The organism is Aquibium pacificum, from assembly GCF_040839445.1.
In the GTDB taxonomy this organism is placed as follows: Bacteria; Pseudomonadota; Alphaproteobacteria; order Rhizobiales; family Rhizobiaceae; genus Aquibium; species Aquibium pacificus.
On sequence record NZ_JBDPGJ010000003.1, the window covers coordinates 390,872 to 414,582 of the forward strand.

Annotated in this window: 20 protein-coding genes and 1 pseudogene; 7 read left to right on the plus strand and 14 right to left on the minus strand. The window is 61.7% G+C overall.

Annotation, left to right across the window (positions count from 1 at the left end; all coding sequences use genetic code 11):
- Positions 1 to 242: 242 nt before the first annotated feature.
- The 3 genes from ABGN05_RS14415 to ABGN05_RS14425 all read right to left on the minus strand — a co-directional run bounded on the left by ABGN05_RS14415 (position 243) and on the right by ABGN05_RS14425 (position 2,195).
- Positions 243 to 443 carry a hypothetical protein gene (locus ABGN05_RS14415; RefSeq protein WP_367954728.1) on the minus strand — a complete coding sequence of 67 codons (201 nt, stop codon included), beginning with the start codon at positions 441 to 443 and terminating at the stop codon, positions 243 to 245.
- A gap of 205 nt (positions 444 to 648) precedes the next feature.
- Positions 649 to 1,002 (minus strand): phage major capsid protein, encoded by a 354-nt coding sequence (locus ABGN05_RS14420; RefSeq protein ID WP_367954730.1) that lies wholly within the window; start codon positions 1,000 to 1,002, stop codon positions 649 to 651.
- Between the two features lie 62 nt (positions 1,003 to 1,064).
- Positions 1,065 to 2,195, minus strand: coding sequence for an AraC family transcriptional regulator (locus ABGN05_RS14425; protein ID WP_367954731.1), 1,131 nt, complete (start codon positions 2,193 to 2,195; stop codon positions 1,065 to 1,067).
- Between the two features lie 56 nt (positions 2,196 to 2,251).
- Here ABGN05_RS14425 and ABGN05_RS14430 point away from each other — a divergent pair, with 56 nt between their 5' ends.
- Positions 2,252 to 3,046: a class I SAM-dependent methyltransferase gene (locus tag ABGN05_RS14430; RefSeq protein WP_367954732.1), complete on the plus strand. Its 795-nt coding sequence runs from the start codon at positions 2,252 to 2,254 to the stop codon at positions 3,044 to 3,046.
- Between the two features lie 189 nt (positions 3,047 to 3,235).
- Here the strand turns inward: ABGN05_RS14430 and ABGN05_RS14435 are convergent, their stop codons facing one another.
- A complete protein-coding gene (locus tag ABGN05_RS14435) occupies positions 3,236 to 3,673 on the minus strand; it encodes a DUF2924 domain-containing protein (protein WP_367954733.1) in 438 nt (145 codons plus the stop codon).
- 5 nt (positions 3,674 to 3,678) lie between these two features.
- Positions 3,679 to 4,131: a DUF3489 domain-containing protein gene (locus tag ABGN05_RS14440; protein WP_367954734.1), complete on the minus strand. Its 453-nt coding sequence runs from the start codon at positions 4,129 to 4,131 to the stop codon at positions 3,679 to 3,681.
- Positions 4,132 to 4,479: 348 nt separating this feature from the next.
- Here ABGN05_RS14440 and ABGN05_RS14445 point away from each other — a divergent pair, with 348 nt between their 5' ends.
- A complete protein-coding gene (locus tag ABGN05_RS14445) occupies positions 4,480 to 5,949 on the plus strand; it encodes a dicarboxylate/amino acid:cation symporter (RefSeq protein ID WP_367954735.1) in 1,470 nt (489 codons plus the stop codon).
- Positions 5,950 to 6,512: 563 nt separating this feature from the next.
- On the opposite strand, the gene ABGN05_RS14450 is transcribed toward ABGN05_RS14445, so the two are convergent.
- Positions 6,513 to 7,328, minus strand: a complete 816-nt coding sequence (locus ABGN05_RS14450; RefSeq protein WP_367954736.1) for an FAD-dependent oxidoreductase — start codon at positions 7,326 to 7,328, stop codon at positions 6,513 to 6,515.
- Between the two features lie 81 nt (positions 7,329 to 7,409).
- Between ABGN05_RS14450 and ABGN05_RS14455 the strand changes: the two genes are divergently transcribed.
- A complete protein-coding gene (locus ABGN05_RS14455) occupies positions 7,410 to 8,495 on the plus strand; it encodes an ABC transporter ATP-binding protein (protein WP_367954737.1) in 1,086 nt (361 codons plus the stop codon).
- Between the two features lie 296 nt (positions 8,496 to 8,791).
- On the opposite strand, the gene ABGN05_RS14460 is transcribed toward ABGN05_RS14455, so the two are convergent.
- The 5 genes from ABGN05_RS14460 to ABGN05_RS14480 form a co-directional block, all read right to left on the minus strand.
- Positions 8,792 to 9,634, minus strand: coding sequence for a carbohydrate ABC transporter permease (locus tag ABGN05_RS14460; RefSeq protein ID WP_367954738.1), 843 nt, complete (start codon positions 9,632 to 9,634; stop codon positions 8,792 to 8,794).
- Positions 9,631 to 10,515 carry a carbohydrate ABC transporter permease gene (locus tag ABGN05_RS14465; RefSeq protein WP_367954739.1) on the minus strand — a complete coding sequence of 295 codons (885 nt, stop codon included), beginning with the start codon at positions 10,513 to 10,515 and terminating at the stop codon, positions 9,631 to 9,633. Before ABGN05_RS14465 ends, ABGN05_RS14460 begins: the two co-directional genes overlap by 4 nt.
- 55 nt (positions 10,516 to 10,570) lie before the next feature.
- Complete coding sequence (locus ABGN05_RS14470; RefSeq protein ID WP_367954740.1) at positions 10,571 to 11,839, minus strand: extracellular solute-binding protein; 1,269 nt, start codon at positions 11,837 to 11,839, stop codon at positions 10,571 to 10,573.
- A gap of 51 nt (positions 11,840 to 11,890) precedes the next feature.
- Positions 11,891 to 13,399: an arabinosylfuranosidase ArfA gene (gene arfA, locus ABGN05_RS14475; protein WP_367954741.1), complete on the minus strand. Its 1,509-nt coding sequence runs from the start codon at positions 13,397 to 13,399 to the stop codon at positions 11,891 to 11,893.
- Between the two features lie 110 nt (positions 13,400 to 13,509).
- Complete coding sequence (locus ABGN05_RS14480; protein WP_367954742.1) at positions 13,510 to 14,433, minus strand: ArsR/SmtB family transcription factor; 924 nt, start codon at positions 14,431 to 14,433, stop codon at positions 13,510 to 13,512.
- 624 nt (positions 14,434 to 15,057) lie between these two features.
- On the opposite strand from ABGN05_RS14480, the gene ABGN05_RS14485 reads away from it, so the two are divergent.
- The 4 genes from ABGN05_RS14485 (at position 15,058) to ABGN05_RS14500 (ending at position 18,655) form a co-directional block, all read left to right on the plus strand.
- Positions 15,058 to 15,420: a hypothetical protein gene (locus ABGN05_RS14485; RefSeq protein ID WP_367954743.1), complete on the plus strand. Its 363-nt coding sequence runs from the start codon at positions 15,058 to 15,060 to the stop codon at positions 15,418 to 15,420.
- 267 nt (positions 15,421 to 15,687) lie between these two features.
- Positions 15,688 to 16,245: an EF-hand domain-containing protein gene (locus ABGN05_RS14490; RefSeq protein WP_367954744.1), complete on the plus strand. Its 558-nt coding sequence runs from the start codon at positions 15,688 to 15,690 to the stop codon at positions 16,243 to 16,245.
- A gap of 80 nt (positions 16,246 to 16,325) precedes the next feature.
- The gene (locus tag ABGN05_RS14495) at positions 16,326 to 17,624 is read left to right on the plus strand and encodes a DUF5676 family membrane protein (RefSeq protein ID WP_367954745.1); all 1,299 of its coding nucleotides are present in this window, start codon (positions 16,326 to 16,328) and stop codon (positions 17,622 to 17,624) included.
- Positions 17,621 to 18,655, plus strand: a complete 1,035-nt coding sequence (locus tag ABGN05_RS14500) for a hydroxyacid dehydrogenase (RefSeq protein WP_367954746.1) — start codon at positions 17,621 to 17,623, stop codon at positions 18,653 to 18,655. Before ABGN05_RS14495 ends, ABGN05_RS14500 begins: the two co-directional genes overlap by 4 nt.
- A 456-nt stretch (positions 18,656 to 19,111) precedes the next feature.
- Here the strand turns inward: ABGN05_RS14500 and ABGN05_RS14505 are convergent.
- The 3 genes and pseudogenes from ABGN05_RS14505 to ABGN05_RS14515 all read right to left on the minus strand — a co-directional run bounded on the left by ABGN05_RS14505 (position 19,112) and on the right by ABGN05_RS14515 (position 23,506).
- Positions 19,112 to 19,846: pseudogene (locus ABGN05_RS14505) on the minus strand (ABC transporter ATP-binding protein).
- An 81-nt stretch (positions 19,847 to 19,927) separates the two neighbouring features.
- Complete coding sequence (locus tag ABGN05_RS14510; protein ID WP_367954747.1) at positions 19,928 to 21,139, minus strand: efflux RND transporter periplasmic adaptor subunit; 1,212 nt, start codon at positions 21,137 to 21,139, stop codon at positions 19,928 to 19,930.
- A gap of 3 nt (positions 21,140 to 21,142) precedes the next feature.
- Positions 21,143 to 23,506, minus strand: a complete 2,364-nt coding sequence (locus tag ABGN05_RS14515) for an ABC transporter permease (RefSeq protein ID WP_367954748.1) — start codon at positions 23,504 to 23,506, stop codon at positions 21,143 to 21,145.
- Between the last annotated feature and the right edge of the window lie 205 nt (positions 23,507 to 23,711).

Below are 23,711 nucleotides of genomic sequence, written 5' to 3' on the forward strand. Positions count from 1 at the left end.
GGCATGCTGGCCGACCGACTCTCGGCCGATCTGAACAACCATGTGCAGAGTTGGCTCGTGAGAACTGGACACTCGAGACAAGTGAAATTCTGCCTGAAATTCGGCATGATGCCGTGAACCGGAGGGACCATGAGTAGTCGACCGCGCCAGTTGCTTCGACATTCTGTCGATTTCGTTCCCGCCGCGCTGGTATATCCGCAGTCGCGGCAGGTGGCCGCCGTACATGGAGGCAATTACACCCCTCAGAAGTGCTTCAGCGCCGCCTTCTTCATGTCGGCTGCGAGGGTGTCCAGATCGTTCTTTAGCGCCTGGATCTGCCAATCGATCTCGGGGTCGGTCCAGGCTCCAAGCGTCACGGGTTCCTTGAAGACGATCACCTTGATGTCGTCCAGGCACATGTCAAATCCGAAGACCTCTCGCTTGCCTTTTTGTGATCCATCCACCGGATATCTCTCCGAAGGTTCAGAGCCTCATCGGCAAGCCTCGGCGTCGGTTGCCGGTGAGGCTTTCAGTGGCGTTCTGATACCCGGAACACAATCAGACGCAGGGTAAGAATGCACCCGAACGTCTAACGTCTGGCTAACCACGAAGGCGAATGCCCCCGGCGATAGGTAGCTAGGCGCCACGAATGTTTCTCCAAACGCGGCTCTACGTAGAGCTCGTACAGTTTAGCGAAGGGATTTGCCTCCTCGACGATGTTGGCAGTGGTCGGCGTTGTGCCGTCGAGACCTTATGCTCGCGCATGATCTTCCGTGCCTCGGACAGAGCCGCCACGTTGATCGCTGCGCTCGTGCCGATGTTGTTCCGGTCGGCGTGAAAAAGCGTCTTGCCGTCGTCTAAGGTCGGTCCAAGCCCGCTATTGGCCAGGAGAGGGTCGGCCATCAACTGCACCTCTGTCTCCGCTGCCGCCCGGCCGAACGCGGCGAGCGTATCGGCGAACGCTACCAGGTCGCCATTGATCAGAGCCTGCCGCGAGTTCGAAATCTTCGCGTAGGTTTTCACGCCGAAGGTCTCTTTCGCCTCCGTCCGACTCTGCTCGGAGTATCCAATCCACCGTTTTGCGATCATTCGTTTCTAAAGGCACTATGGCGCCATGCGGCAGGGGACACGCCAACGATTTTCTTGAACGCCCGGCTGAACCCGGCTTCAGATTCATAGCCAATTTCGCGTCCCACCGCTGCGACCTTGGTCGAACCGTCGGCAAGGAGACGAGCAGCGATCTGCATGCGCCAGAGCGTCAGATACTGCATCGGGGCCTGCCCGATGAGATGCGTGAAGCGAGCGGCCAAGGCCGCGCGTGACATGCCGGCGCGGCTGGCCAGCTCATTCAGGGTCCACGGATACGCGGGTCGCTCATGGAGCATGATTAGGACCTTGCCGATCGACGGGTCGCGCAGGCCCGATAGCCAGCCTGTCTCATGGGCGGGCAAGGTCTCAAGATACCGACGCATCACCTCTACGAAGACCAACTCGCTCAGCCTTAGCCGAATGGTCTCACCACCGACCCGCGGCTGTCGCGCTTCGAGAAGAGTGAGGTCAATGAGGTGGCTAAGCAGATCGTCACTTCCGGTTTCGGACCGCTTGACGCGCAGGATGTGCGGCAACGTGGAAAGCACGGGATTGAATGGCTGCATGTCGCAGCCGAGAAAGCCGCAAACAAACTCGCTGCGCGGCTCGCCTCCGCCGCCTTCCTTGCTCACGAAGGGCAGCTTGCCTGCCGCCATCTCGCGGAAATAGGCGATTGTAGCTTCGGCATCGAATTCCGGCGGTTGGTCTGATCCACTGAGCATGGAATAGGGATCGCCATGCGGAAACACCAGCACGTCGCCCGCTTCGAACCAGGTTGACGCGACGCCGGGCACGTTCGCCCATCCCGCGCCCTTGAGGATGATGTGATAAGAGACCACATGCTGTGCGCGCGGCAGGATGATTGGAGAGAAGGCGTCGGCGTGCGGCACCTCCACGCCCCAAGGGAAAGACGCATCGACCAGGAAGAACAGCGCGCCCGTCAGCTTGACAGCGCGTAACACGTCCGAGAGGGGGTCGGTGCCCCGCGTCCGGCATGAAGCTGGTGGTCCTTCCACCTTCGAAACGTCGTGCGACTGCTCCGCATCCAGAACTTTGGACGATGCGGCAAGCGAGAAAGACGAACGGTCATGGGCTTGCGGCATGACGCTACGATAACCTTCCCGCACTGGCATATCCAGCGATTATGCCCTTCTTGGGCAACCAGCGTGGAGGGAGGAAGGCAATGAACACAATCAACGAAGTCCGCAGTCCCGCCGAAATTTACGATGCCCGTTTCGTACCGGCGCTGTTCGCCCAATGGGGGCCGGTTGTCGCCGCGGAAGCGGAATTGCGCGAAGGCGACCGCGTGCTCGACGTGGCCTGCGGCACCGGCGCGCTGACGCTCGCCGCGGACGAGATCGTCGGCCCGTCCGGCTCGGTCGTCGGGTTGGACGCCAATCCGCAGATGCTCGCGGTAGCACAGCGCAAGCCCGTAAACATCGAATGGTTGGAAGGCAGGGCCGAAGCTTTGCCGCTGCCAGACAGGAGCTTCGACGCCGTCGTCAGCCAGTTCGGGTTCATGTTCTTCGATGACAAGGCGCAAGCTCTCCGAGAGATGATGCGGGTTCTGAAACCAGGTGGGAGACTGGCGGTTGCCGTGTGCGATGCCGTCGAGAACTCTGCGGGTTACGGCGCATTCGCGTTGTTGCTCGACCGGCTCTTCGGGCGACGGGTGGGTGACGCCTTCCGCGCCCCCTTCAGCCTCGGCGATGCCGGCCAACTCCACGAAATCTGCCGCGAGGCGGGTATCGAAGACGCCGAGGTCGTGCAGCGCAATGAAGAGGTGCGCTTCGAGTCGATCGACGCGATGGTATCAACTGAGCGTGCTTGCGTGTGGACGCTCGGAGGCGTGCTCACCGATCAACAGTTCGAGCTGCTTCTCAAGGAATCAGAGACGGCTCTCAAGCCGTTTTTGACCGGCGATGAAGTCATCGAATTCGACATGCCATCGCTCATCATAAGAACGCAGAAGCGCTAGCGCAGCCCGGGGGTTTCGGGCTTCAGCGACAGCGAGGCAAATCGGCACGTGGGCCTTGCATCACGGGAGTCTCACAGTGCTAAAAAGCGCGACACTGGAGCTTTCGACACTCGCCCTTGCCGCACTCTTCCGATCGGCCATCCAAGCAGCGGCCAACGAAGAACGATCGGCGGCAGTTATGCTCAATCATTACGTGCGAGCGTTCTTAGATGTCGCGCATGTGGAGTGTAGCGCCTCCCGCGGCGGAAGTACCCGGAGAATGAACCCGGCCACGGCGAGCGCAGGTGCGAAGGATTTCTGATAAGCGATGGGTAAGGTCTCCTGTGGAGGAGGAACGTTCATGCTGGTAGCATGCACAATACCATCAGCACCGCCGCCCGGCGTCGTCGAGCGGGGTGTCTTCTTATGCGTACGAGATCCGAGGCGCAGGCCAGCCCGAGCAGCCCCTGAGAGCCTGCCAAGCTTCTTTGCCTGCAGGTTCCAAGCGGCCGATCGCTCCAGGAGCAGCCGGTTGATGCCCTTCGGCGGCGGGCAGCCATGGGTCTTCTGCCACAGCACGATGAGTTCTTCCCGTGAGAGGTCGCCTATCGCGGCGACCTCTCGTTCCCGATTGTCGTTGCCGCGCATGGCAATCAGTCCACGGCCACGGTGCTGATTCGGTAGCGGCGCACCCCCAGCTTGCTCACCTCACTCGACAGGTTCAGGCCCAGCTTCCTCTTCACCGTCCCAGACAAGAAACCTCGCACGGAGTGCGCCTGCCAGCCGGTTGCCTCCCGCAGATAAGAGAGCGCAGCACCATTTTTTCGGCGCAGGAACTTCAGTGCCGCTTCCGTCTTCGAGACCTTCGCACTCCTTTGGGCCGCAGTGCGAGCCGACTGCATGCGGGCAGGCTTGACTCCGCTGCCCTCCTTTTTCGTATGCTCCAGAACTTCGTTCTCGGCGAGTATCGCAGCGCCGCGTTCGTCAGGCCGCTGGTCGGCTTCATCCGCCCGAAACTGTTCGTCTGCGCTGGCGGCCTGTGTTGCGGTGTCGACTGCATGCCGCGAACCCTCGACAGATGTCGAAATCGTATTGCTGGCTGTCATGGCTTGGCTCCTTTGCCCCAGGGCGCAGAACCATCCTGCACCGCTATCACAACAAGCCCGGCAAGTTGCCAGGCGGATCTCAGATATCGCGCGGGCCGCAACGACGATCGAACCAATGCTTGCTTGGTGATGAAATCGAGTGGAATCTTCGCATTGCCAGCACAACGAAAATGGGAATCGAGCCGCCGTCCGGAATGGCGGCAAAGGGGCCAACGCCGGGCCGCAAGTTCTTCGCGCGGAACCGCAGCAATCGGGCGTTCGCCGCCACCAGTACCCGTCAAGGGAACGGATGATCCCCGCAGGACCAAGATTTATTGGCAACGCGTCTGGTCGATTTTCGGAAAGATTTTGGCGGACTTGCGGCACTCCGACTTTCCCTCTCTGAACTTAGGCGGAGCCAAGCTCCCGCGTTTGCCCTGCACACCCCTTTGGCGTTATCAAACGGCGAAAACTCGGAGACAGGAAATGGCGGTGTTTGGCGGCACGAGCGAAGCGCAAAATCCGCAGTCGATCCACCTGTACCAGCAGCGTTTCAAGCTCCATGCATGGATCCGCACCAGACTGTGGGCCCAGGTATTGGTCGGCATGGCGCTCGGGTTTGCTGTCGGCACCATCCTATCTCCCGATATCGGCGTTCTGGATGCCGCGACGGCCGAACTGCTTGGAGCGTGGCTCGCCCTGCCCGGGCGGATTTTTCTCGGTTTGATCGCGATGGTCCTGGTGCCATTGATCTTCGCCTCTATCGTCGGCGCGCTGAACGGTGCGCAGTCGGGCGCGGAGTTGCGTTCGACGGGCCTCAGGCTGGCCGGCTTCATCCTCGCCACCACCTTCGCCGCTGCGTGGATAGGCGTCTGGCTGGCCGGGTGGCTGCAACCCGGCGCATCGGTCCAGGTATTGTCGGGAACGGACAGCGCGGCGATACCGGAAGCCGGCGATTCGCCTTTCGACGGCGCCCAGGCTCCCGACATCATCGCCGGTATACTGCCCACCAACCCCACCGCCTCGATCGTACAGGGTGACCTGCTCGCCGTCGTGGTGCTTGCGATGCTGGTCGGCATAGCTGCAACACAGGTCAATCGCGACAAGGTGGCACCCTTCATAGCTCTCCTCGACGCGCTGCTCGCCATTGCCATGACCATCGTCAAATGGGCGATGTTTCTGGCTCCTATCGCGGTGTTCGGGCTTATGGCCCAACTTGTCATGCGAGTGGGACTGGAGACCGTTGCCGCAATGTCGACCTATGTCGGCACCGTATTACTCGGGCTGGCGCTGTTGTTGGTGCTCTATCTCGCGATCGCGGCGCTGGTTGCCAAGGTGGCACCGATGCACTTCCTTAAGACGGCGGGTGGCACGCTGCTCCTGGCTTTCTCCACGTCAAGCTCGTCGGCCGTCATGCCGATGACCATCCAGACGGCGCGGCGTCTCGGCGTCTCGGACGCGACGGCCAATCTCGTCGTGCCGATAGGTGCGACCATGAACATGGCCGGCACCGCGCTCTATCAGTCGGTCGCGATCCTGTTTCTCGCCCAGATAGCCGGCATCGAACTGTCGCTCGGCGACATCGCCATCATCACTGCAACGCTGGTCGCCTCTTCGATCGGTGCGCCGGGCACGCCCGGGGTCAGCATCGCGATCCTATTGAGCGTCGCGGCCGGATTTGGCATTCCCACCGCCGGCATGGTCATCATCCTCGGCGTCGACCGCATCCTCGACATGAGCCGCACGGCAGTCAACGTTACCGGCGATCTGGTGGCGAGCATGGTGCTGAGCAATCGCGTGGCTGCCGAAGCAACCGACATGGCCCCGATGGCGACTTGACGCAGGCAGCGTACAAGCATGGCAGAGTACAGGGTGATGAACGGGATCGCCGGCTCGAACGCGGCTGCTGTGGACGGACGATAGCCTGCACCGACGCCGTTCGGTGGTAGACGGAGACGCGGGGGAGGGATGACCGGACGCTTGGCCGAACGGATAGCGGCAGGCATCAATCCCTCGATGGGTCGCACCTTCCTCAAAGCTGTCGCGGTCGGCATGAAAGAGCGATGGCCGAAGCGGGGACAGCTCCTGCCGAGTGCGCCACAACCCCCGAGGCTTGCTCTCATCGCTGCCGACGATTTCAGGTGAGCCAGCGACTCTGTGACCAGCTCACGGGATGTAACGTCCGGGCACCGGCGGCGGGTATCTCTGCAGTCACCGCGATGTGGTGAGAGGGGCATCGCCCCACCGTTTTTCCAGCGATTGAGGCGCTGAGGCCGTATCCATCGGCCTACACCACGGCAGCGCAGGCGGACCGGCGGAGCCGCCGCCTTAGCTGGCGAAATTCCACGCAAGTACCGCAAGGTCGACCGACAGGACCGCGCCGCCTCGTTCCACTGTTGTAGTCATCGCGAATACCGCGAGAGGTTCAAGCCAGCGGTCTCCACTTCTGGCGTTTCTCCGTAGATGATGTCGGACAACACGCGTCCGCAGCCGCATGCCATGGTCCAGCCCAGGGTGCCATGGCCGGTGTTCAGGAAGAGCCGGTCAAGGGGCGTGTTCCCGAGGATGGGCGGTCCATCTGGCGTCATGGGATGAAGGCCGTTCCAGAACGTGGCCTTCTGCATGTTCCCGCTGAAGGGGAACAGTTGTCCCACTGAATGCTCGAGCGCCGCCCGTCGAAGGGTTCGCAAGGTCGTATCGAATCCGGCCAGTTCTGCGGTGCCCCCCGCGCGGATCCTTACTCCGAGACGCGTGATGGCGGTCTTGTAGGTTTGGTCCATGAGAGTCGACACGGGCGCCATAGTCTCTTCGACTATGGGGATGGAGAGCGAATAGCCCTTGACCGGATGCACCGGAAGCCTGATCCCGAGCTCCTTGAGCGCGACAGGGGAGCGGGTTCCGAGCGCGACCACGTACCCGTCAGCTATCCGCAGGCCCCGGGATGTCGCGGCCGACGTCACGGCGCGGCCGTCGGTCACGAGCGAAAGAAGTTCCGTGCTGTAGGAGAACGTTACGCCCAGTACTTCCGCCATGGCCGCGAGACGCTCGGTGAACAGCCGGCAGTCACCCGTCTCGTCGTCTGGCAGCCTCAGTCCTCCGACGAACTCGGCCGGAGCTTCGGCAAGCGGCGGTTCGACTTTGATGCAGCCTCTACGATCGAGCGCTTCACAGGGTACGTTCAGGTTCCTGAGCACCTCGAGCGTGTTTCGTCGATACATACCGATCGTCTCGCGACATTCAATATCTTGACTATGGATGTATACCCGAAAATATGGACGTACATGTTTGGGAGGAGCCCGATGGCGGATATCGAACTGGCTAACGTTTCCAAGAGCTTCGGCAATGTGCAGGTGATCGATAACCTGTCGCTGACCGTCAATTCTGGCGAGCTTGTGGTGTTCCTCGGGCCTTCCGGTTCAGGCAAGTCGACCCTCCTTAGAATGATCGCAGGGTTGGAAACGATTGATCGTGGGACGCTGACCATCGGAGGCAGGCGCAGCGAGCATTTGGCGCCTGGTCAGCGCGGCGTGGCAATGGTGTTCCAGAACTACGCGCTCTATCCCCACATGACGGTTCGCGAAAACATGGCATTCGGGCTCCATAATATCGGAATGCCGGCCGACGAAATCGAGCGTCGCGTCCAGGATGCCGCGCGCATCCTTGAAATGGGTGAACTGCTCGAACGGCGCCCTTCCGAGCTTTCTGGAGGCCAGCGACAGCGCGTTGCGATCGGCCGCGCGATTGTGAAGGTACCGAAGGCGTTTCTGTTCGACGAACCGCTTTCGAACCTGGATGCCGCGCTGAGAGCCCGCACCCGTGTCGAGCTTGCCGAACTGCATCAGCGCATCAAGGCAACGATGATCTATGTCACGCATGACCAGACCGAGGCGATGACACTCGCCGATCGCATCGTCGTTCTCAACGATCGGAAGATCGAGCAGATCGGAACGCCGATGGAGGTCTACCTCAAACCTGCATCGCGGTTTGTGGCGGGGTTCGTCGGCAGTCCGGGCATGAACTTCGTGCGAGCCGACATATCGGGCGGAGATCGGGCAATCGCGCGACTTGGAGATGGCACCTCGATGCCGCTCTACCTCGACAATCCGGTCTCCGGTTCCTACGAACTTGGCATTCGTCCCGAAGGTATCAGGGTCGTCGATCCCGGCAAACGGAATGCGGCAACCATCCGGGCCAAGGCAGGCGTGGTCGAGCGGCTTGGCGAACGGACGCTGGTTTACTGCACCCTCAAGGACGGCACCGAAGTGATTGCCCAGGACAGTGGGCGTTCCGACGTGTCGCCTGGCGACGACGTCGATCTCGATTTCGATCCCTCGGCGGTACACCTCTTCGATCAGTCGGGGCAAGCCTACCACGCGCGTAACTGAGCCTGCCGGCGGTTTGCCGGCGGATCAGAGAGCTTTTGTGCTCGCATTCTGAAAGACCCGGTGACCGCCGTATTCGGTCGTCCGAGAAGGGTGGTTTCTCGGCCGGCTGCATCGCAAACCTGTCGCCGGACTGCTTGCGTGTGTCGAATCTGTTCGGAGAACCGCTCCCTGCCGTGGTCGCGGCCGCCTCGGTAACAGCCTGACGCTCGTCGGCTATTCCACGGGGGATGAACTGCCGGCATGCTGCGGGCAGGCTTTAAGCAGATAGGATCCCTCCGGGTCCGGATTCGGTGATGCTATCCCTTGATGCCGGCGCTCAGTGTGATGGCTTCGGTCACGCGGCGCTGGAACAGCAGATATGCCAGGGCAACCGGGAACCCGGCGAGGACCGCGGCCGCCAATTCGCTGGCGTAATAGATGCCGAAACTGTCGTTGGTTTGGGTAATCCCGACGGTGATGGTCATCATCTCGGTCTTCGTAACCGCCAGGAACGGCCACAAGAACGCGTTCCATGCCCAGATGAACGTGACGATCGACAGCGCGGTGGTGACGCCCCAGTTCATTGGCATGTAGACCTTGAACAGGATCCGCCATTCCGACGCATTGTCCATGATGGCAGCCTCACGGAAATCCTTGGGCACCTGATCGAAGAACTGCTTGTAGACGATAATGATTACGGGATGGATCAGCTGCGGCAGAATTATGCCTGCCCAGCTGTTCAAAAGGCCCATATTCGCCATCAGAACGAAGTGATTGATGATCAGGACCTGCGTCGGGACCATGAAGCTCGCAAGAATGAACCACCACAGCGCGCGCCTGAACGGAAAACGCAACTGGGAGATGGCGTAGCCGGCAAAGATGGAACTTCCCACCGTCAGGACCATCACGCCCAGGGCCGTGGCGATGGAATTCAGATACCAGTAGCCGATCTGTGTCTGGGTGAGGGCGAATACATAGTGCTCGAAGGTCAGCGTATCGGGCCACAGCTCGATATAGGGCCGCACTACCTCATTGTCGGGTTTGAGCGAACTCACGACACCCCAATAGATTGGGAATGCCCATAACACAGCCAGAACCACCGTGAGCAACGTGATCGCCAGTCCGGCGATACTAGCCCGGCGGGCAGTGGCCGGGTTCATCGCCTGCCGCTCCCGGAAAACCGGGTGAGTTGGTAATTCAGAATGGAGACGACCACGACGATGACGAACAGGACCACGGCGATCGCGGCAGCCCGTCCTCCATGGTTGGATTGGAAGGCTCGCTGGAAGATGTAGTAGACCATCACCAGGTTGTCGTTCGGCCTCCCTCCTGTCGAGAAGAGATAGACCTGGTCGAAAATCTTCATCTGCAAAATCAGCTGGATTGTGAGGTTCAACGCTGTGATCGGCCACAGCAGCGGCCACGTCACTTTGCGGAACGTCGTCCACCGCCCGGCATTGTCGAGCGATGCCGCCTCGTAGATTTCCTGCGGGATGGCGCGAAGGCCAGCCAGGAACAGGAGGATGTTGAAACCGCAGGTCCACCATATCGTGATGAATGCGACCGCCGGTATGAACCAGGTCGTCGTCTTGAAAACCGGAACCCTGTCGATGCCCAGCATGTCGAAGACGTGCATGGCGATGCCGAACTGGAAGTTCATCGTCCAATCCCAAAGGCGATAGACAACCGAAACGGGCAGGATATAGGGCAGAAAGAACAGTGCCAGGATCAGGGTCTGCATCCGGCCTGTCAGTCTGCTAACGCCAAGCGCAATGGCGAGTGCGACTGCAGTGCCGGGAACGACCGACATGGCGACGAAGTAGGCTGTGTTCCAGATCGCGGTACCGAAGCGTCGGTCGCTCGCGAGGCGCGTGTAGTTATCGAGCCCGACATAGTCCCCGTCACCGATCAGCGGTGCGTCCGTGAAGGACAGCAGGAACATGTCGATCGTAGGATAGACGAAGATCAGCCCGTACACCGCCAGGAAGGGTGTAAGCAAGACAAAGGCGATCAGCCACTCATTCTTGGAATCGCGTATCAAGGCGAAACTCCAGGCGTGCAGGGTGCCCGCTATGCGAGCGCCCTGCCGGGGAGGATCACAGGTCGTTCAGTTCGACCTTGATTTCTTCAACCGCTTCCGCGGGGTCCATTTCGCCGTTTAGCGTCGGAACGAAATAGGTCGACATGACGTCGAAGATCGGGCCGGCTATGCCTGCCAGTGTCGACTTGGGATCGAAGATCATGTTCTCCGTAAGCGGCGAATAGGTCGCGTTGGGCTCCATCGCCTTGTACTCGGCGCTTTCGGTGACCGGCCCATAGGCCGGGATGTGGCCTGCGGTCGCCCAGAACAGCGAGTTCTTGGAGATCCAGCTAATCACCTCAAGTACCTTCGCACGCTTTTCCGCGGTCATGTCACCGGCGGGAATCGCGAAGGTGTGGCTATCTGCATAGGTCGACGGATGATCGAAGATAACCGGCAGTTCGACTGCGCCCCACTCGAAGAGCTTGCCCTCCTTGTGCAGGTCGGTCATGGTCGGCACTTCCCAGACACCGTTGATCATCATCGCGGCTTCGCCGGACGTGAACAGCGCAACTGTTGCGGGGTAGTCGGTGTAGGTCGACTGCAGGCCCTCATTGGTCCATTCGGCGAGCACGGCAAGCGCGTTCTGCAGCTTCTTCGCATTGTCGCCGGCCAGGAACTCGCCGTCAGTCATCAACTCGCCGTCCTGCTGGCCCATCAGCGAATAGACGGTGCGGAACATGAAGTTGCCGTCCGCGGTGACCGAGCCGAGTGGGAACGTGACATCGGCAGACTCCTTGAGGGCGTTCAAAGTTTCGGTGAAGCCCTCGCGGCTGTCCATACCCATCGGCGTGCCGTCGTCGCTGAGTCGGCCGACCTTCTCGAGCAGTTCCTTGTTATAGTAGAGAACGATCGGGTGCGTATCGAGCGGGACGGCATACTGCTTGCCGTCGACGGTTACGGCGTCCCAGGTCGACGGAGCATAATCTGACTCGCTGATGCCCATCTTCGACCAGTCGTCAGCGGTGATTTCCGAAAGCAGATTCTGGTCGACCGCCAGCGGAATGCGGCTGGCGTGATAGGTCATGATGTCGGGCGCCTCGCCGACTGGCACGGCCGTCTGCACCTTGGTATAGAAGGGAACGCCCCACTCCAGCGTCGTTGCGTCGATGGTGATCTCGCCTTTGTGCGCCTCGTTGAAGTCAGAGATCATCTGCTTCATGCGGACGCCGTCGCCGCCGCCGAGAAAATCCCACCACACCACAGTTTCTTGAGCATAGGCGGCGGACGACATCAGCATCGTCGCTGCTAGCGCAGTTGTCTTAAGAGCACTCAGGTTCAACATCTGCTTCTCCTCCCTTCGCTGTGCGGCCATGGCGCCGCGGTGAAGTCATTCCTAAAGCTGTACGCTGATCATCGAGTAGGAATGTGCCGGTACGCTGACAGACAGCTTGCCGCCTGACAGCTTCGCTCCCTTTGCTTTTGCGGGTTTGACGTTTTCGGGATTGTTCTCTGTATTCGTCGCTTCCAAGTCGTCGTGCTTGATCAAGGTATGCGCGACTGACTTCGCTGCGCCGAAGCCTTCGATGGAGATTTCAATCTCCATCGGCTCCGAGCCGTTCCGATTGACGGCAAAGAAGTTCAGCGTTCCGGTATCGCTGTCGTGCACCCCTGCGATGTCGAGATACTCAACGCCGGCGGCAATGTCGGCATCATATGCGGGGCAATCGATATCCAGGTGAAGTGCAGTTCCGCGGCCGTGACGCGACGCGAGCTGGAACGGATAGTAGATTGTTTGCCTCCAGGCCGGGCCGCCCGGGACTGTCATGATCGGGGCGATGACATTCACGAGTTGCGCTATGCATGCGATGCGGACCAGGTCCGATCGGCGGATAAACGTGTTGAGTATGCAGCCGACCTGCAGCACGTCTTCGAAATTATAGATGTCTTCCAAGAGCGCTGGCGCATGGGGCCAACCCCACTCTTTCACACGTTTCGCGTCGTTCTTTCGCTGGTGATACCAGACATTCCACTCGTCGAAGGAGATCTTGACGTCGTTCTTGGCCCGCCGCTTCGCCTTGATATAGTCGATGACGCCGCCAACCGTTCCGATATATCGGTCGAGCTTTTTTGGAAGCGCGAGGTACTCGGCGGCGTTCTTCTCGTAGTTCTCGAAATACATGTGAAGCGAAATGTAGTCGACTTGGTCGTAGGTGCTGTCCAGCACGGTGGCTTCCCACTGCGGGTAGGTGGCCATGTCGGAATGGGATGAGCCGCATACGATCAGTTCCAGCTTGTCGTCAAATGCACGCAGCGCCTTCGCCGTTTCGTTCGCGAGATGCCCGTATTCAGCGGCGCTCTTGTGTCCGACCTGCCAAGGGCCGTCCATCTCGTTGCCCAAGCACCAAAGCCTGACATCCCACGGATCTGCGCGGCCGTTTTTCTTGCGCAGGTCAGACCAGTAGCTGCCACCGGGATGGTTGACATATTCAACGAAGTTGCGCGCGGCATCGAGCCCGCGCGACCCGAGATTGACCGCCAGCATCATCTCGATATTCGTGGATTTGGCCCAGTCAGCGAATTCGTGGATGCCGACTTGATTGGATTCGGAGGTATGCCAGGCAAGGTCCAGCCGTGTGGGCCGCTCCTCCTTCGGCCCGATCCCGTCTTCCCAATTGTAGGCGGAAACGAAATTGCCGCCGGGATAGCGGCAGATCGGCGTATCGAGTTCGCGAACGAGGTCGATGACGTCGCGGCGCATACCATTTTGGTCGGCAGTGGGGTGATCAGGTTCGTAAATGCCGGTGTAGACAGCTCGCCCAAGATGTTCGAGGAACGACCCGTAGAGACGATTGTCGATTTCGGCGACCACATAGCGCGCATGCGCCGTGACGTGCGCTTTCACGCCGCTCCTCCCAGATTTATAGCGTCACTTCTGGTTTATACCAGATTTGACGTTATTGTAACGATGAGAAAAGGCCGTTCGTCAAGGCGCTTTTTCCAAAGCGGCGGCCCTCACGTGGCTATACGCAGCACGATATCCTGATCGTAGTTGCCGAAACCCTTGCCGAATATGTTCATACCACCAGGATGTTCGGCGTCCTCCTTGACCCCGACGCGCATCCGGATCGAGCGGTGCTGATCGATGAGCAGGTCATCCAGGGTCACGTCGGATATCTGCATGCCGTCGATGAAGCTGCCTTTGCCGGTTATCCGCCAGTTTTTCAGCTTTCCGTATTGGGAACCCGCAAGCTTCCACCAGTCTGGCGTGTAGACCCCGCGTTTGTCTCCGAAGTCGCCCGGCGAGGTCCAGGTTCCGATATCGACTCCGTTGACCTCTAGGAAAATGTCCGACGGCCAGTCAGCCGCCGTGCCGGGCACTTCGGAGCTTAGCTCCATCGAGAATTCCAGCGCCTTGGGTCTGGTGCGATTGAGCTTTGTATTGTTGGGAAACTGGTATTCGACATATCCCCTGGTGAACCAGAGAAGCCCGGCTTTCATGCGGTTCGGATCAAGGAATGTGTCGGGAACGTCAAGCAGACCGATTACCCCGTCCGTAGAGCAGAGCCCGCAAGGCCCTGTTACGTCGCAACTGGTGTAGAGACCGAGTGGCATGGAAACCTCGATGGCGCCATCCCCGGCCTCCGGCAGGTTGTCGCGAAATCCCACGAGGATTTCCGTGAAGGCCGTTTTGCAGACTTTCTGACTGCCCTTGCGCGCCTTGCGGGTGACGGTCGTGATGAGCCCCGTATCTTCCAGTACCTGCAGGTTGGACGAAACGGTCGACTGTGGCAGCCCCAGCTGTTCGGCGATCTGGTTGACGTTCTTCTCTTCACCATTGCGCAGCAGCTTGAGAATGGAAACGCGTACCTCGCTTGCCAGCCCTCGAATAAGGTCCAGTCGTTCCGATGGGTCAATGACGAGCACTCTGCCACTCATGCGGTCGGTCCGTAGCTAGGGGATGGATGCCGCTGCATATCAGCATATCTGATACAAATAAAGGTTTGCGCCCGGCATACAAGTATGAGCGCAGGCTGCCGACAGTCATGTGCGAACCGCGGGCCGGGTCTCGGGGTTCGCGTGATTGCAGCTTTCACTGAACTGGTGTGTACGCCCTGAGATGTGCACTGCAATCCCGGTTGACCCCCTTGCTCTCGCGCTACTCTTATCGCGCTTTTGAGTTTCTGAGGATCATCGGTGGACGACCTGTCCGACCGCTGTCGGGGGGAGGGGGGGAGCTATCCCACGCAGAGGGTAGACTGGCAGCTTATGTGAGGGCAGCCTTGCCGCATTAGCGGCCGATATTGGGGGCGTGTTGCTGACCTACGGGATGGGGGCCGTGTTGGGACGGTGGAGCCAGGCTGGCAGTCCATGCGAAATGACCGAGGAATGAAGGGATCAGTAGATCCCCCTCCACGGGAACCGCGCGTTTCATTGAAGAAGCCATGGCATTTCCAAATACCGCCCACTTCAAAAAAAAGGAAGTAACCTTGATCTGCGTCAAGGAGAGGTCCTGCGAGGAAGTCCAGACAGGATGCCAGTTGGCGGGAACCGGAGAACGATGTGAGTCGCACCAGCCTGCTTGGCCTGCTCTGCGCAGTGACCCGCGCCCTCGCGCTGGTCACCGTGGTGCTCGTCATCGGGTTCGGAACGTCGCCGCACGCCCACGGCATCGTGGTTGGCGACGCGGTGACTCACACGGGCATCCTTGTCGACGTGGGCCATGACGGCTCGCACCAGGACGTCGGAGTTCATCCCCCTTCGGCGACACATTGCGGGAGTGGGGTCATCTGCGTCGCGGCCCTTCCATTGGCGCCTGTGCTCCTGCCGGCACCCGAGACGAGTCTCGTTCGTTTCGCGATCGTCGATTCCGCCGCAGCGTCATCTCCGACTTTCGGGCTCCTGCGGCCTCCCCGTCGCGGTTAGAACCACGCGCGTCAGATTGTCGTCCAGTCTGGGGCCTGACCTCTCGACACGACGGATCCTCAGCGGTCTCACTGCGTGAAACGTCACGCCTGGTAGTGTCGACGCTTCAGACCTTCAGGCGACAGACGAAATCACGCCGCCCGTCAGCGGTCGCAGCGAAGACGCTAACCCCTGCAGATTCAACTATCGACAGCTCTGTCCCCAAGCAGCTGATTGCACCAGCTACCTGGCCCGCAGAGTCACCGAACCATACACGAGGAACCAGACATGAAGACGATAGCTACCCTTGCAGCCGCGCTGAGCCTCTCGATTGCCGCTGCAGGCCATGCCGCTGCCGACAGCGATCATGGTCATGGCAGCGGGCCGCTGGCGAAAGACAGCAGACCCTCCGTCGGCCAGGGCGAGATGATGCAGGATATGATGCGGATGATGGTACAGATGCATGGTCAGATGACGGGCGCCTGTCCAGGCAGCGGCGTGTCGATGATGGACGGCGACATGATGCGCATGATGATGGGGCCGGGCATGATGGGCGACGGCATGGCCGGAGAGCCCGAGCCCGAAGCTGCGCGCGAGGCGATGCTGGCCCGTCTTGCCGAATTCGATGCCGATAGCGACGGGACCATGTCGCTGACGGAATTCGAGGCTCTACACGCGGCGATGATCCGCGAAACCACAGTGGACCGGTTCCAGCATCTCGACGCCGACGGCGACGGAAGGATCACCGAGACCGAGATGGGCGCACCCGCTCGGCGGATGGAGATGCGGCGCGGGATGCCCGGAGCCTCGGACATGATGGACGGGCGGATGCCGTCCGACAACTGACACCGTCACGACCCGGTCCCGACCCGGCTGGACGAGCTAGGTCGGGACCGGGTCTGGCCAGTACCGAAAGGAACCGGGCCATGATGCCAATCCTCTATTTCGCCGGTATCGCCGCAATACTGTTCTTCGCGCTGCGGTTTTCGTGCGGCAACCGCGTGATGGGACATGCCGCGAGCGGCAGCCACAACAGCCTCCCGATCACCGATCTCGGCTGGGCGCTGAGCCTCTTTCTGTCCATCACCTATGTGGTCTGTGTCGCCTTCGACCTGCTGTTCCCGCGCTACGTGATGTACGAGACCTGGGCCGGATTGCTGCCCGGTTTCGTGTGGCTGACACCGACCGGTTTCGCCATCGGTCTGGTGGAGAGCTTCCTCTACGGCTGGTATGTCGCACTGGTCTTCGGTGGTCTCTACAACGCGCTCATAGCGCGCCGGAGGGCCGGTATGACCCGCCTTGCCCGTCCCAGCCTGCGTTTCCTCGGGGCGGCGGGAACCGTCACAGGGTCCCGCTATCTCGTGGAGGCCGGGTCGCGCCGCATTCTTGTCGATTGCGGTCTCTTCCAGGGCTTCAAGACGCTGCGGGATCGCAGCCGCAAGCCGTTCCCGGCGCGGCCCGCCGCGATCGACACGGTACTTCTGACTCATGCCCATCTCGACCACTCGGGATATCTTCCGGCCCTGATCCGCGCGGGTTTCGCGGGGCGCGTGCACTGCACCGAAGCGACGGCCGAACTTTGCGGGCTCATCCTGCCCGACAGCGGTCATCTGCAGGAGGAAGAAGCGCGCTATGCGGCGCGCAAGGGCTTCTCGAAGCACCGGAACCCGATCCCGCTCTACACGCTGAAGGATGCCGAGAAGGCGCTTGAGCGGTTCGACGCCGTTGAGTTCCGTCGACGGATCGATCTAGGAGACGGCATCGCTGCCACCTTCATTCCCGCCGGGCACCTTCTCGGAGCGGCGCAGATCCGGCTCGAGATCGGCGGCTCAACTGTCCATTTCAGCGGCGATCTCGGCCATGATCCCGATCCGCCTATGCGACCGCCTGCGCCGTTCGAAGGCGCCGACGTGGTTGTCTGCGAGTCGACCTACGGCAACCGGCGCCATCCCGACATCGACCCCGAGGCAGAGCTTGCCCCCGTGCTCAAGCGCACCTTCGCCCGCGGCGGGACAGTCCTCATCCCGTCCTTCGCGGTCGGCCGCGCGCAGGGGCTGATGTATCACGTCGCTCGTCTCATGGCGCGGGGCGAGATCCCGAGGGTGCCGGTGTATCTCAACAGTCCGATGGCGATCGATGCGACGGCGGCCAAGGCGCGGCTAAGGCGGGGCGAGCCGACCCGTCCCGCGTGGGAACATTCCGGCATTGGGGGAGGCGGCGCATGAAGGTCGTCCTCTTCGAGATGGAGCCACGCGAGTTTCCGGTGTTCGCCGCCATGGGGACAGACCATGACGTCAGTCATACGGAAAAACCTCTCGACTTTGAGTACGCGGGAGCACATGCGACTGCAGAGGTCGTTTCGACCTTCATCTTTTCCCGGCTCGACCGGCAGGTCTTGGAACAGATGCCGGCGCTCAGGCTGATCGCCACGCGATCGACCGGGTTCGACCACATCGACCTCGACTATTGTGCGGCGCACGGCATCGCAGTGGCGAACGTGCCGAGCTATGGTGAGAACACCGTGGCCGAGCACGTTTTCGCGCTGCTGCTCGCGATCAGCCACCGCTTGCCCGAGGCGATGGATCGGGCTCAGCGCGGATACTTCTCGCCCGAGGGGCTGCAGGGCTTTGACCTTGCCGGCCGGACGCTGGGGGTCATCGGCACAGGGCGGATCGGCCAGCACGTCATCCGCATCGCCCGCGGCTTCCAGATGCAAGTGCTTGCGCATGACGCGGCGCCGCAGGCGCGGCTCGCGGCGGAACTCGGGTTCCACTACACCGACCTGGCAACGCTCTACGGCGAGGCGGACGTCATCAGCCTCAACGTGCCCTCGCTCCCCGAGACGCGCCACATGCTGTCGGCCAACGCCTTCGCGCAAATGAAGGACGGCGTCGTGGTCATCAACACGGCGCGCGGCGATCTGATCGACACGCGGGCGCTGATCCAAGCGCTGACCAGCGGCAAGGTCGCGGCGGCGGGCCTCGACGTGCTGCCCGACGAGCCGCTGATCCGCGAGGAGGCGGAGCTGATCTGCTCCATATACTGCGAGCAGCACGACCTGCGCGACCTCGTCGCCAACCATGTACTCCTGCGCATGAAAAACGTGATCGTGACGCCGCACAGTGCCTTCAATACCCGCGAGGCGGTGCAGAGGATCGCCGTGACGACGGTCGAGAACATCCGCGCCTTCGCGGAAGGGCGGCCGCAGAACCTGGTGGCGGCGCCTGTCGGCTCTGCGACGAAGGAGAAGGAGTAGAAACATGGCCGAACAATCGAAAATCCGCGTCGCAGTAAATGGCTAGTGAGTTATCGGCAAGCGCGCGGCGGGGGCGGTCGCTGCGCAGAACGACATTGAGCTCACGGGCGACTCAGACATCACGGCATGTTGCGGATGAAGATGGCGGCGAGGGTAGCCGGGCTCGGCCTCGCCGGCGCACTGGACGGCCCGCTCGGGACCGCAGACCTGATCGCCGACGGAGGTGGCTGCCAGGAACGTGAAGACCTATCGGGGAGGCGGCAAGAAACCCATCCTCCAAGGCGGCGAGGATCACGCGGTCACCGGTCACTCCCTTGTCGTCGATCCGGCTCCGACCTTCGCAAGATCGCAAAACGAGGAAGTCACCAACCGCCAGAGCATGTGCCGCGGGGCAGGGGATGGAGGCTGCGGATATGGGGGAGTATGGGGGTCTGACTGATGGCGGCGGCCGCACGTCTACCAGTCGATTTCTTCGGGGTCTTTTCTGGTCGCGTTGCGAACGACGTCACGGATCCGTCCGTCTGCGAAATGGATCAGCCGGTCGGCCATTTGCGCCCTGGCGGCGGCGTGGGTGACAATGAGTATGGTCGAGTTGAGGCGTCGGTTGACGTCGCTCAGCATCTTCAGCACGCCGCGGCCCGTCTTGCTGTCGAGAGCGCCGGTCGGTTCGTCGCAGAACAGCACGTCGGGCTGCTTGGCGACGGCACGGGCGATCGCGACCCGCTGTTGCTCTCCGCTGGAAAGCTCGGCCGGGAAATGATCGGCGCGCTCGGCAAGCCCGACAAGTTCCAGTGCCTCGCGCGAATCCAGAGAACGGCGCGCATTCACCGTGACAAGTTAGATGTTCTCACGGGCAGAGAGAGTGGGTATCAGGTTGTAGAACTGGAAGACGAAGCCGACATGGTCATGGCGGTAGGCGACGAGCTGGCGGTCGGTCATTGCCGTCAACTCCCGGTCGCGGAACCAGACCCGGCCCTCGCTGGCTTGATCGAGCCCCCCGATGATGTTGAGCAAGGTCGATTTGCCCGAGCCCAACGGCCCCAGCAGAAAGACGATCTCGGTTTCTGGGATCTCGAGGTCAACGCCGCGCAGCGCATGGACCAGCGCGGTACCTTCGCCGTAGACCTTCGTCAGTCCTTTCGTGCGAAAGACCGTCTTCGACCGCGGCGTGGCTTTGTGGCTGTCTTCCATCGTCTTCCTCTTAATTCGCCACACCAATGCCGTTTCCAGGGACGGTGATCCTGGCGCCGGAAGGCTGCGCTGCACGCGGCTTCAGCCGTCGACGCGGACTGCAACCCGCGTTCCCTCGGCGATCCGCTCGTCGGGGTAGAGGATCACCCGCTGACTGGCCGCGAGCCCACCCTGGACCGATGTAGAACTCTCATTCCCCGGTCCGATCTCGACCTTGCGCAGCTGGGCGCGCCCTTGTTCGAAAACGAAGACCGCCCAGCCATCGCCGCTTCGAAAGAGCGCGGCCGAAGGCAACAGAAGCGCATTCTCGACCCTTGCGAGCGTGATTTCCGCTGTCACGCGGAAATTGTGCTTGAGCCGCGACCATGTCTCATCGGGGCTGGTCAATTCAAGGATGACCGGGACGCGTAGCTCCTCGATCCCGAGCGCGGACGTCTTCTCGAGCCCGGCCGGATCCAGACGGGTCACGCGCGCCTCGAGCGGCGGGCCGCCCCAATCGAGAATCCGAGCCGTCGCGCCGACCTCGACCTGGACCGCGTCGGTCGACAACAGATCCGCCCTGATTTCCAGATCGCGCGTGTCAGCGATCTCGATTAGGGGTGTACCGGCCGCGACGACCGACTCGCTTTTCTGGACCACCCGCAACACCTCGCCAGAGACGGGGGCGGTCAGATGCAGTTCCTGAAAGCCCTGGCCATTCTGTTTGAAATCCCCGGGCTCGGACAATTGCGCCGCGATCGCGGCATATCTGTTGCGTTGGACCTCAAGCTCCGCGCGGGCCGCAGCGAGCGCGTGTTCGCGGGCCTCGGTCGCGCGGCGGGCCTTGTCGAGGTTCTCGACGGAGACGACGTTTCTGTCGGCGAGAGCCTGAGCCCGAGCCAGTTCGCTGCGGGCCAGCTCGGCTTCGGTTTCGATGCGCCCGACCTCGTGCCGAACGTACTCGATACCGGCTTCGGCTTCAGAAAGTGCCGCGCGCAGCTCTTCTCTGGACCGCTCGTCGATGAAGGCGGGCATGGTTGGGCGCAGGATCGCCACGACGGTTTCATTCCGTGTCACCGCGTCCCCCGCAACCAGCGCATTGCGCACCACCCGCCCTGCTACGGGTGCAGAAACCGTATAGATGGCGCGCGCCCGGGTGCGGGCCTCCTCGTCCACGGTGATGGCGAGCGTTCCGATCCTGGTCTCGCCGATATCCACCAGAACCGGCTGCGGCCGAAGGAACCAGATCACGAAGCCAAGCAAGGCAACACCGCAGAGCCCGGCGAGAAGCGATTTGATCCCGATTTTCGTCATGCCTCAATCCCTCGTCTTCAGGACCGCGACGAGATCGAAGTCCTTGATCCTACGCCAAGCGAACATCGCTGACAGCACAGCGGCCGCGACCACCGCCACGCTGGCCACAACGTAGGTCCCCCGATCGATCACCAGAGGCATCCGCATCAGATCGGCATCCATGGCATTCCCCATGATCGCCGCGTTCACGTATCCGGCCGCCCAGCCAAGCGGCAGCGAGACCACCAGAAGAAGCGCGAGTTCGCCGGCGAGGACCCAGAAGACCTGCCCTTCGCTGAAGCCCAGCACGCGAAGCGTGGCCAGTTCCGCGGCGCGTTCAGACAGCGAAATCCGCATCGCATTGTAGACCATTCCGAACGCGATCGCGCCCGCCAGACCGGTATAGATCGACGCCATTGCCGTGACGATGATGCCGAGCGCGGTCTGAAAATTTGCGAGGGAAATGCCTTGCAGCGCGATGCCGCCGACAGCAGGTGAGGTCTTGACCGCTTGATAAAGCCGGTCCATCCTGGCCGGGTCGATCCTCAGCTCGGCACGGTCCATGCTTGGACCCTCGCGCAGAAGCCGCGAAAGCGCCGAGAGCTCCATCGTCGCTTGCAGGCTCAGGAATTCCTCCGTTAGCGCGGTCACTGGCAGCGAGACAGTCCGGCGCCGCGCGCCCAGCAAGTCGATCTCGACGCGGTCTCCGATCCCGACTTCCAGCACGCCCGCGAGCCAGGCGTTGATCGCAACGCCATGCGTCGGCGGCGTGACCATGCGCAGCTCTCCATCGACGATACGGCCGAGCATTGCATCGGCGGGGCGGCCGTACAGCCCGATCCGCCGTTCGGTCGTGCCGTTCCGGATCCGGGCGGGCACCAGTCTGACCGGCTCGGCGGCAAGCACCCCCGGCAACCGCTCGACGGCACCGAGCGCGGCGACAGGACGCTCAGCGGTGAAGACGAGGGTCGCATCCTGACGTTCGGACAGCATGAACTTGACGTCCACCAGATACTCCATCGAATCCGCCAAGTAGAGCGACGCGATCAGGATCGCCGAACTCATGGCAAGCCCGATCATGGTCATGGCCGAGCGAAGGCGGTTCTGGATCGCGCTGCGAAACGCGAGTTTCGTGAGGGGCGGAAAACTTCTCGTGAGTTTCGACAGCCTGCTTTGGTCATGCCGGAACCGCGGTGGTGCCGCTGGACGCATCGCGGCAGCCGGCGAAAGCGCCAGGACCCGCGAGACCGCCTGAAACGCGCCTGCAACTGCGGCCAGCGCCGGCAGCAGGGCAGCCAGAAGATAGATATCGGCGGCCGGGGCGAAGATCAGCAGCGGAAACCGGAAGTAGTCGGCGTAGAGCCGGGTGACGTATTGGCCAAGCAGCACGCCAGACGTCATACCGGCCAATATCCCAAGAAGGCAGATGCACGCGACGAACTTGAGGTAATGCCCGGCGATCTCTGCATCTCCATAACCGAAAGCCTTCAGCAGACCAATCTGGCCGCGTTCGAGCAATATGATGCGGTTGAGCGTGAGGTAGATCAGGAAGAACGCGATGCCGAAGAAGACGGGCGGCAGGGTCAGGCTCATACTGTACAACATGTCGAGCCCGTGGTTCAGGAAGGCATGCGAGAACTGGTCGCGCCGGCCATGCGCGGCCTGGCTGCCATAGCGCTCGAGCAGGACATCGATGCCCGAGAGCACACCGGCCTCGTTGGCGCCGCGTGTCGTGCGGACAAGCGCGGAGGTGAAGGCGCCCTCCAGATCGTAGATCGCCGCAAGGGCACTTTCGTTCATCCAGACGATGCCGAAGCGGCGATTGTCCGGCATGATGTCGCCTGGCCCGGCGGCATAAACGAATTCGGGGGAGTAGACGGTGCCGACAATCCGGAGCGTGTACTTCCGCCCGTTGAGGATGGCGCCAAACCTGTCGCCGGGCCGGAACCCGTGCGCGTCGGCGAAGGCCTGGTTGACGACAACCTCGTCTGCTGAAGCTGCAGCCGGCATGCGTCCGAGTTTCCGGTAGGGCCGGTTGAGCACCGGCATCGCCCCGTCCGGGACCGAGACGAAGAGGCCCATGGCCGGCTCTTGCATCCGGTCGATTTCGACAAGCGCAGAATTGACGATTCTGGTCTCGACGGTCGCGACACCCGGGAGCCTGGCAATCCGGTCCGCAACGCTGCGCGGCGCGCGATCGACGCGGACGAACACATCCGCGAAGCGCTGACGCTCGTAATAGGCGATACGTGTTTCCTCGAGCGAGCGATAGGAACCGATGGCCAAGAGTACCGTCGCGACGCCCGCCGCCATCACGAGCGAGATCGCGGTGACCTGGGCCCAGAGCCGCCGGACGTCTCGCAAGAGCTTCTTGTCGAGCGGATGCATCCAATCCCCCCTTCATGAAGCCGCGAACCCTGCCAAGCACACCTGTGCCCTCAGGGCGTACTCGAGCCTCGGAATCGGGTTAACCCGGTCAGGGCGGCGAGACTATGTGACCGGCCTGCCCAACCGAGTTTGCCGGAATGCCACTCATTCTATCAAAGTTCTTATACGGGTTCGACATGTATACGCGCTATTCGCTGGCGTGGCA

Bases quoted from the DNA above. Each gene is read 5' to 3' on its own strand.
- ABGN05_RS14430 (WP_367954732.1), top strand. From the start codon at position 2,252: ATGAACACAATCAACGAAGTCCGCAGTCCCGCCGAAATTTACGATGCC.
- ABGN05_RS14435 (WP_367954733.1), bottom strand. From the start codon at position 3,673: ATGCGCGGCAACGACAATCGGGAACGAGAGGTCGCCGCGATAGGCGAC.
- ABGN05_RS14440 (WP_367954734.1), bottom strand. From the start codon at position 4,131: ATGACAGCCAGCAATACGATTTCGACATCTGTCGAGGGTTCGCGGCAT.
- ABGN05_RS14450 (WP_367954736.1), bottom strand. From the start codon at position 7,328: ATGTATCGACGAAACACGCTCGAGGTGCTCAGGAACCTGAACGTACCC.
- ABGN05_RS14455 (WP_367954737.1), top strand. From the start codon at position 7,410: ATGGCGGATATCGAACTGGCTAACGTTTCCAAGAGCTTCGGCAATGTG.
- ABGN05_RS14460 (WP_367954738.1), bottom strand. From the start codon at position 9,634: ATGAACCCGGCCACTGCCCGCCGGGCTAGTATCGCCGGACTGGCGATC.
- ABGN05_RS14470 (WP_367954740.1), bottom strand. From the start codon at position 11,839: ATGTTGAACCTGAGTGCTCTTAAGACAACTGCGCTAGCAGCGACGATG.
- ABGN05_RS14480 (WP_367954742.1), bottom strand. From the start codon at position 14,433: ATGAGTGGCAGAGTGCTCGTCATTGACCCATCGGAACGACTGGACCTT.
- ABGN05_RS14490 (WP_367954744.1), top strand. From the start codon at position 15,688: ATGAAGACGATAGCTACCCTTGCAGCCGCGCTGAGCCTCTCGATTGCC.
- ABGN05_RS14495 (WP_367954745.1), top strand. From the start codon at position 16,326: ATGATGCCAATCCTCTATTTCGCCGGTATCGCCGCAATACTGTTCTTC.
- ABGN05_RS14500 (WP_367954746.1), top strand. From the start codon at position 17,621: ATGAAGGTCGTCCTCTTCGAGATGGAGCCACGCGAGTTTCCGGTGTTC.
- ABGN05_RS14510 (WP_367954747.1), bottom strand. From the start codon at position 21,139: ATGACGAAAATCGGGATCAAATCGCTTCTCGCCGGGCTCTGCGGTGTT.
- ABGN05_RS14515 (WP_367954748.1), bottom strand. From the start codon at position 23,506: ATGCATCCGCTCGACAAGAAGCTCTTGCGAGACGTCCGGCGGCTCTGG.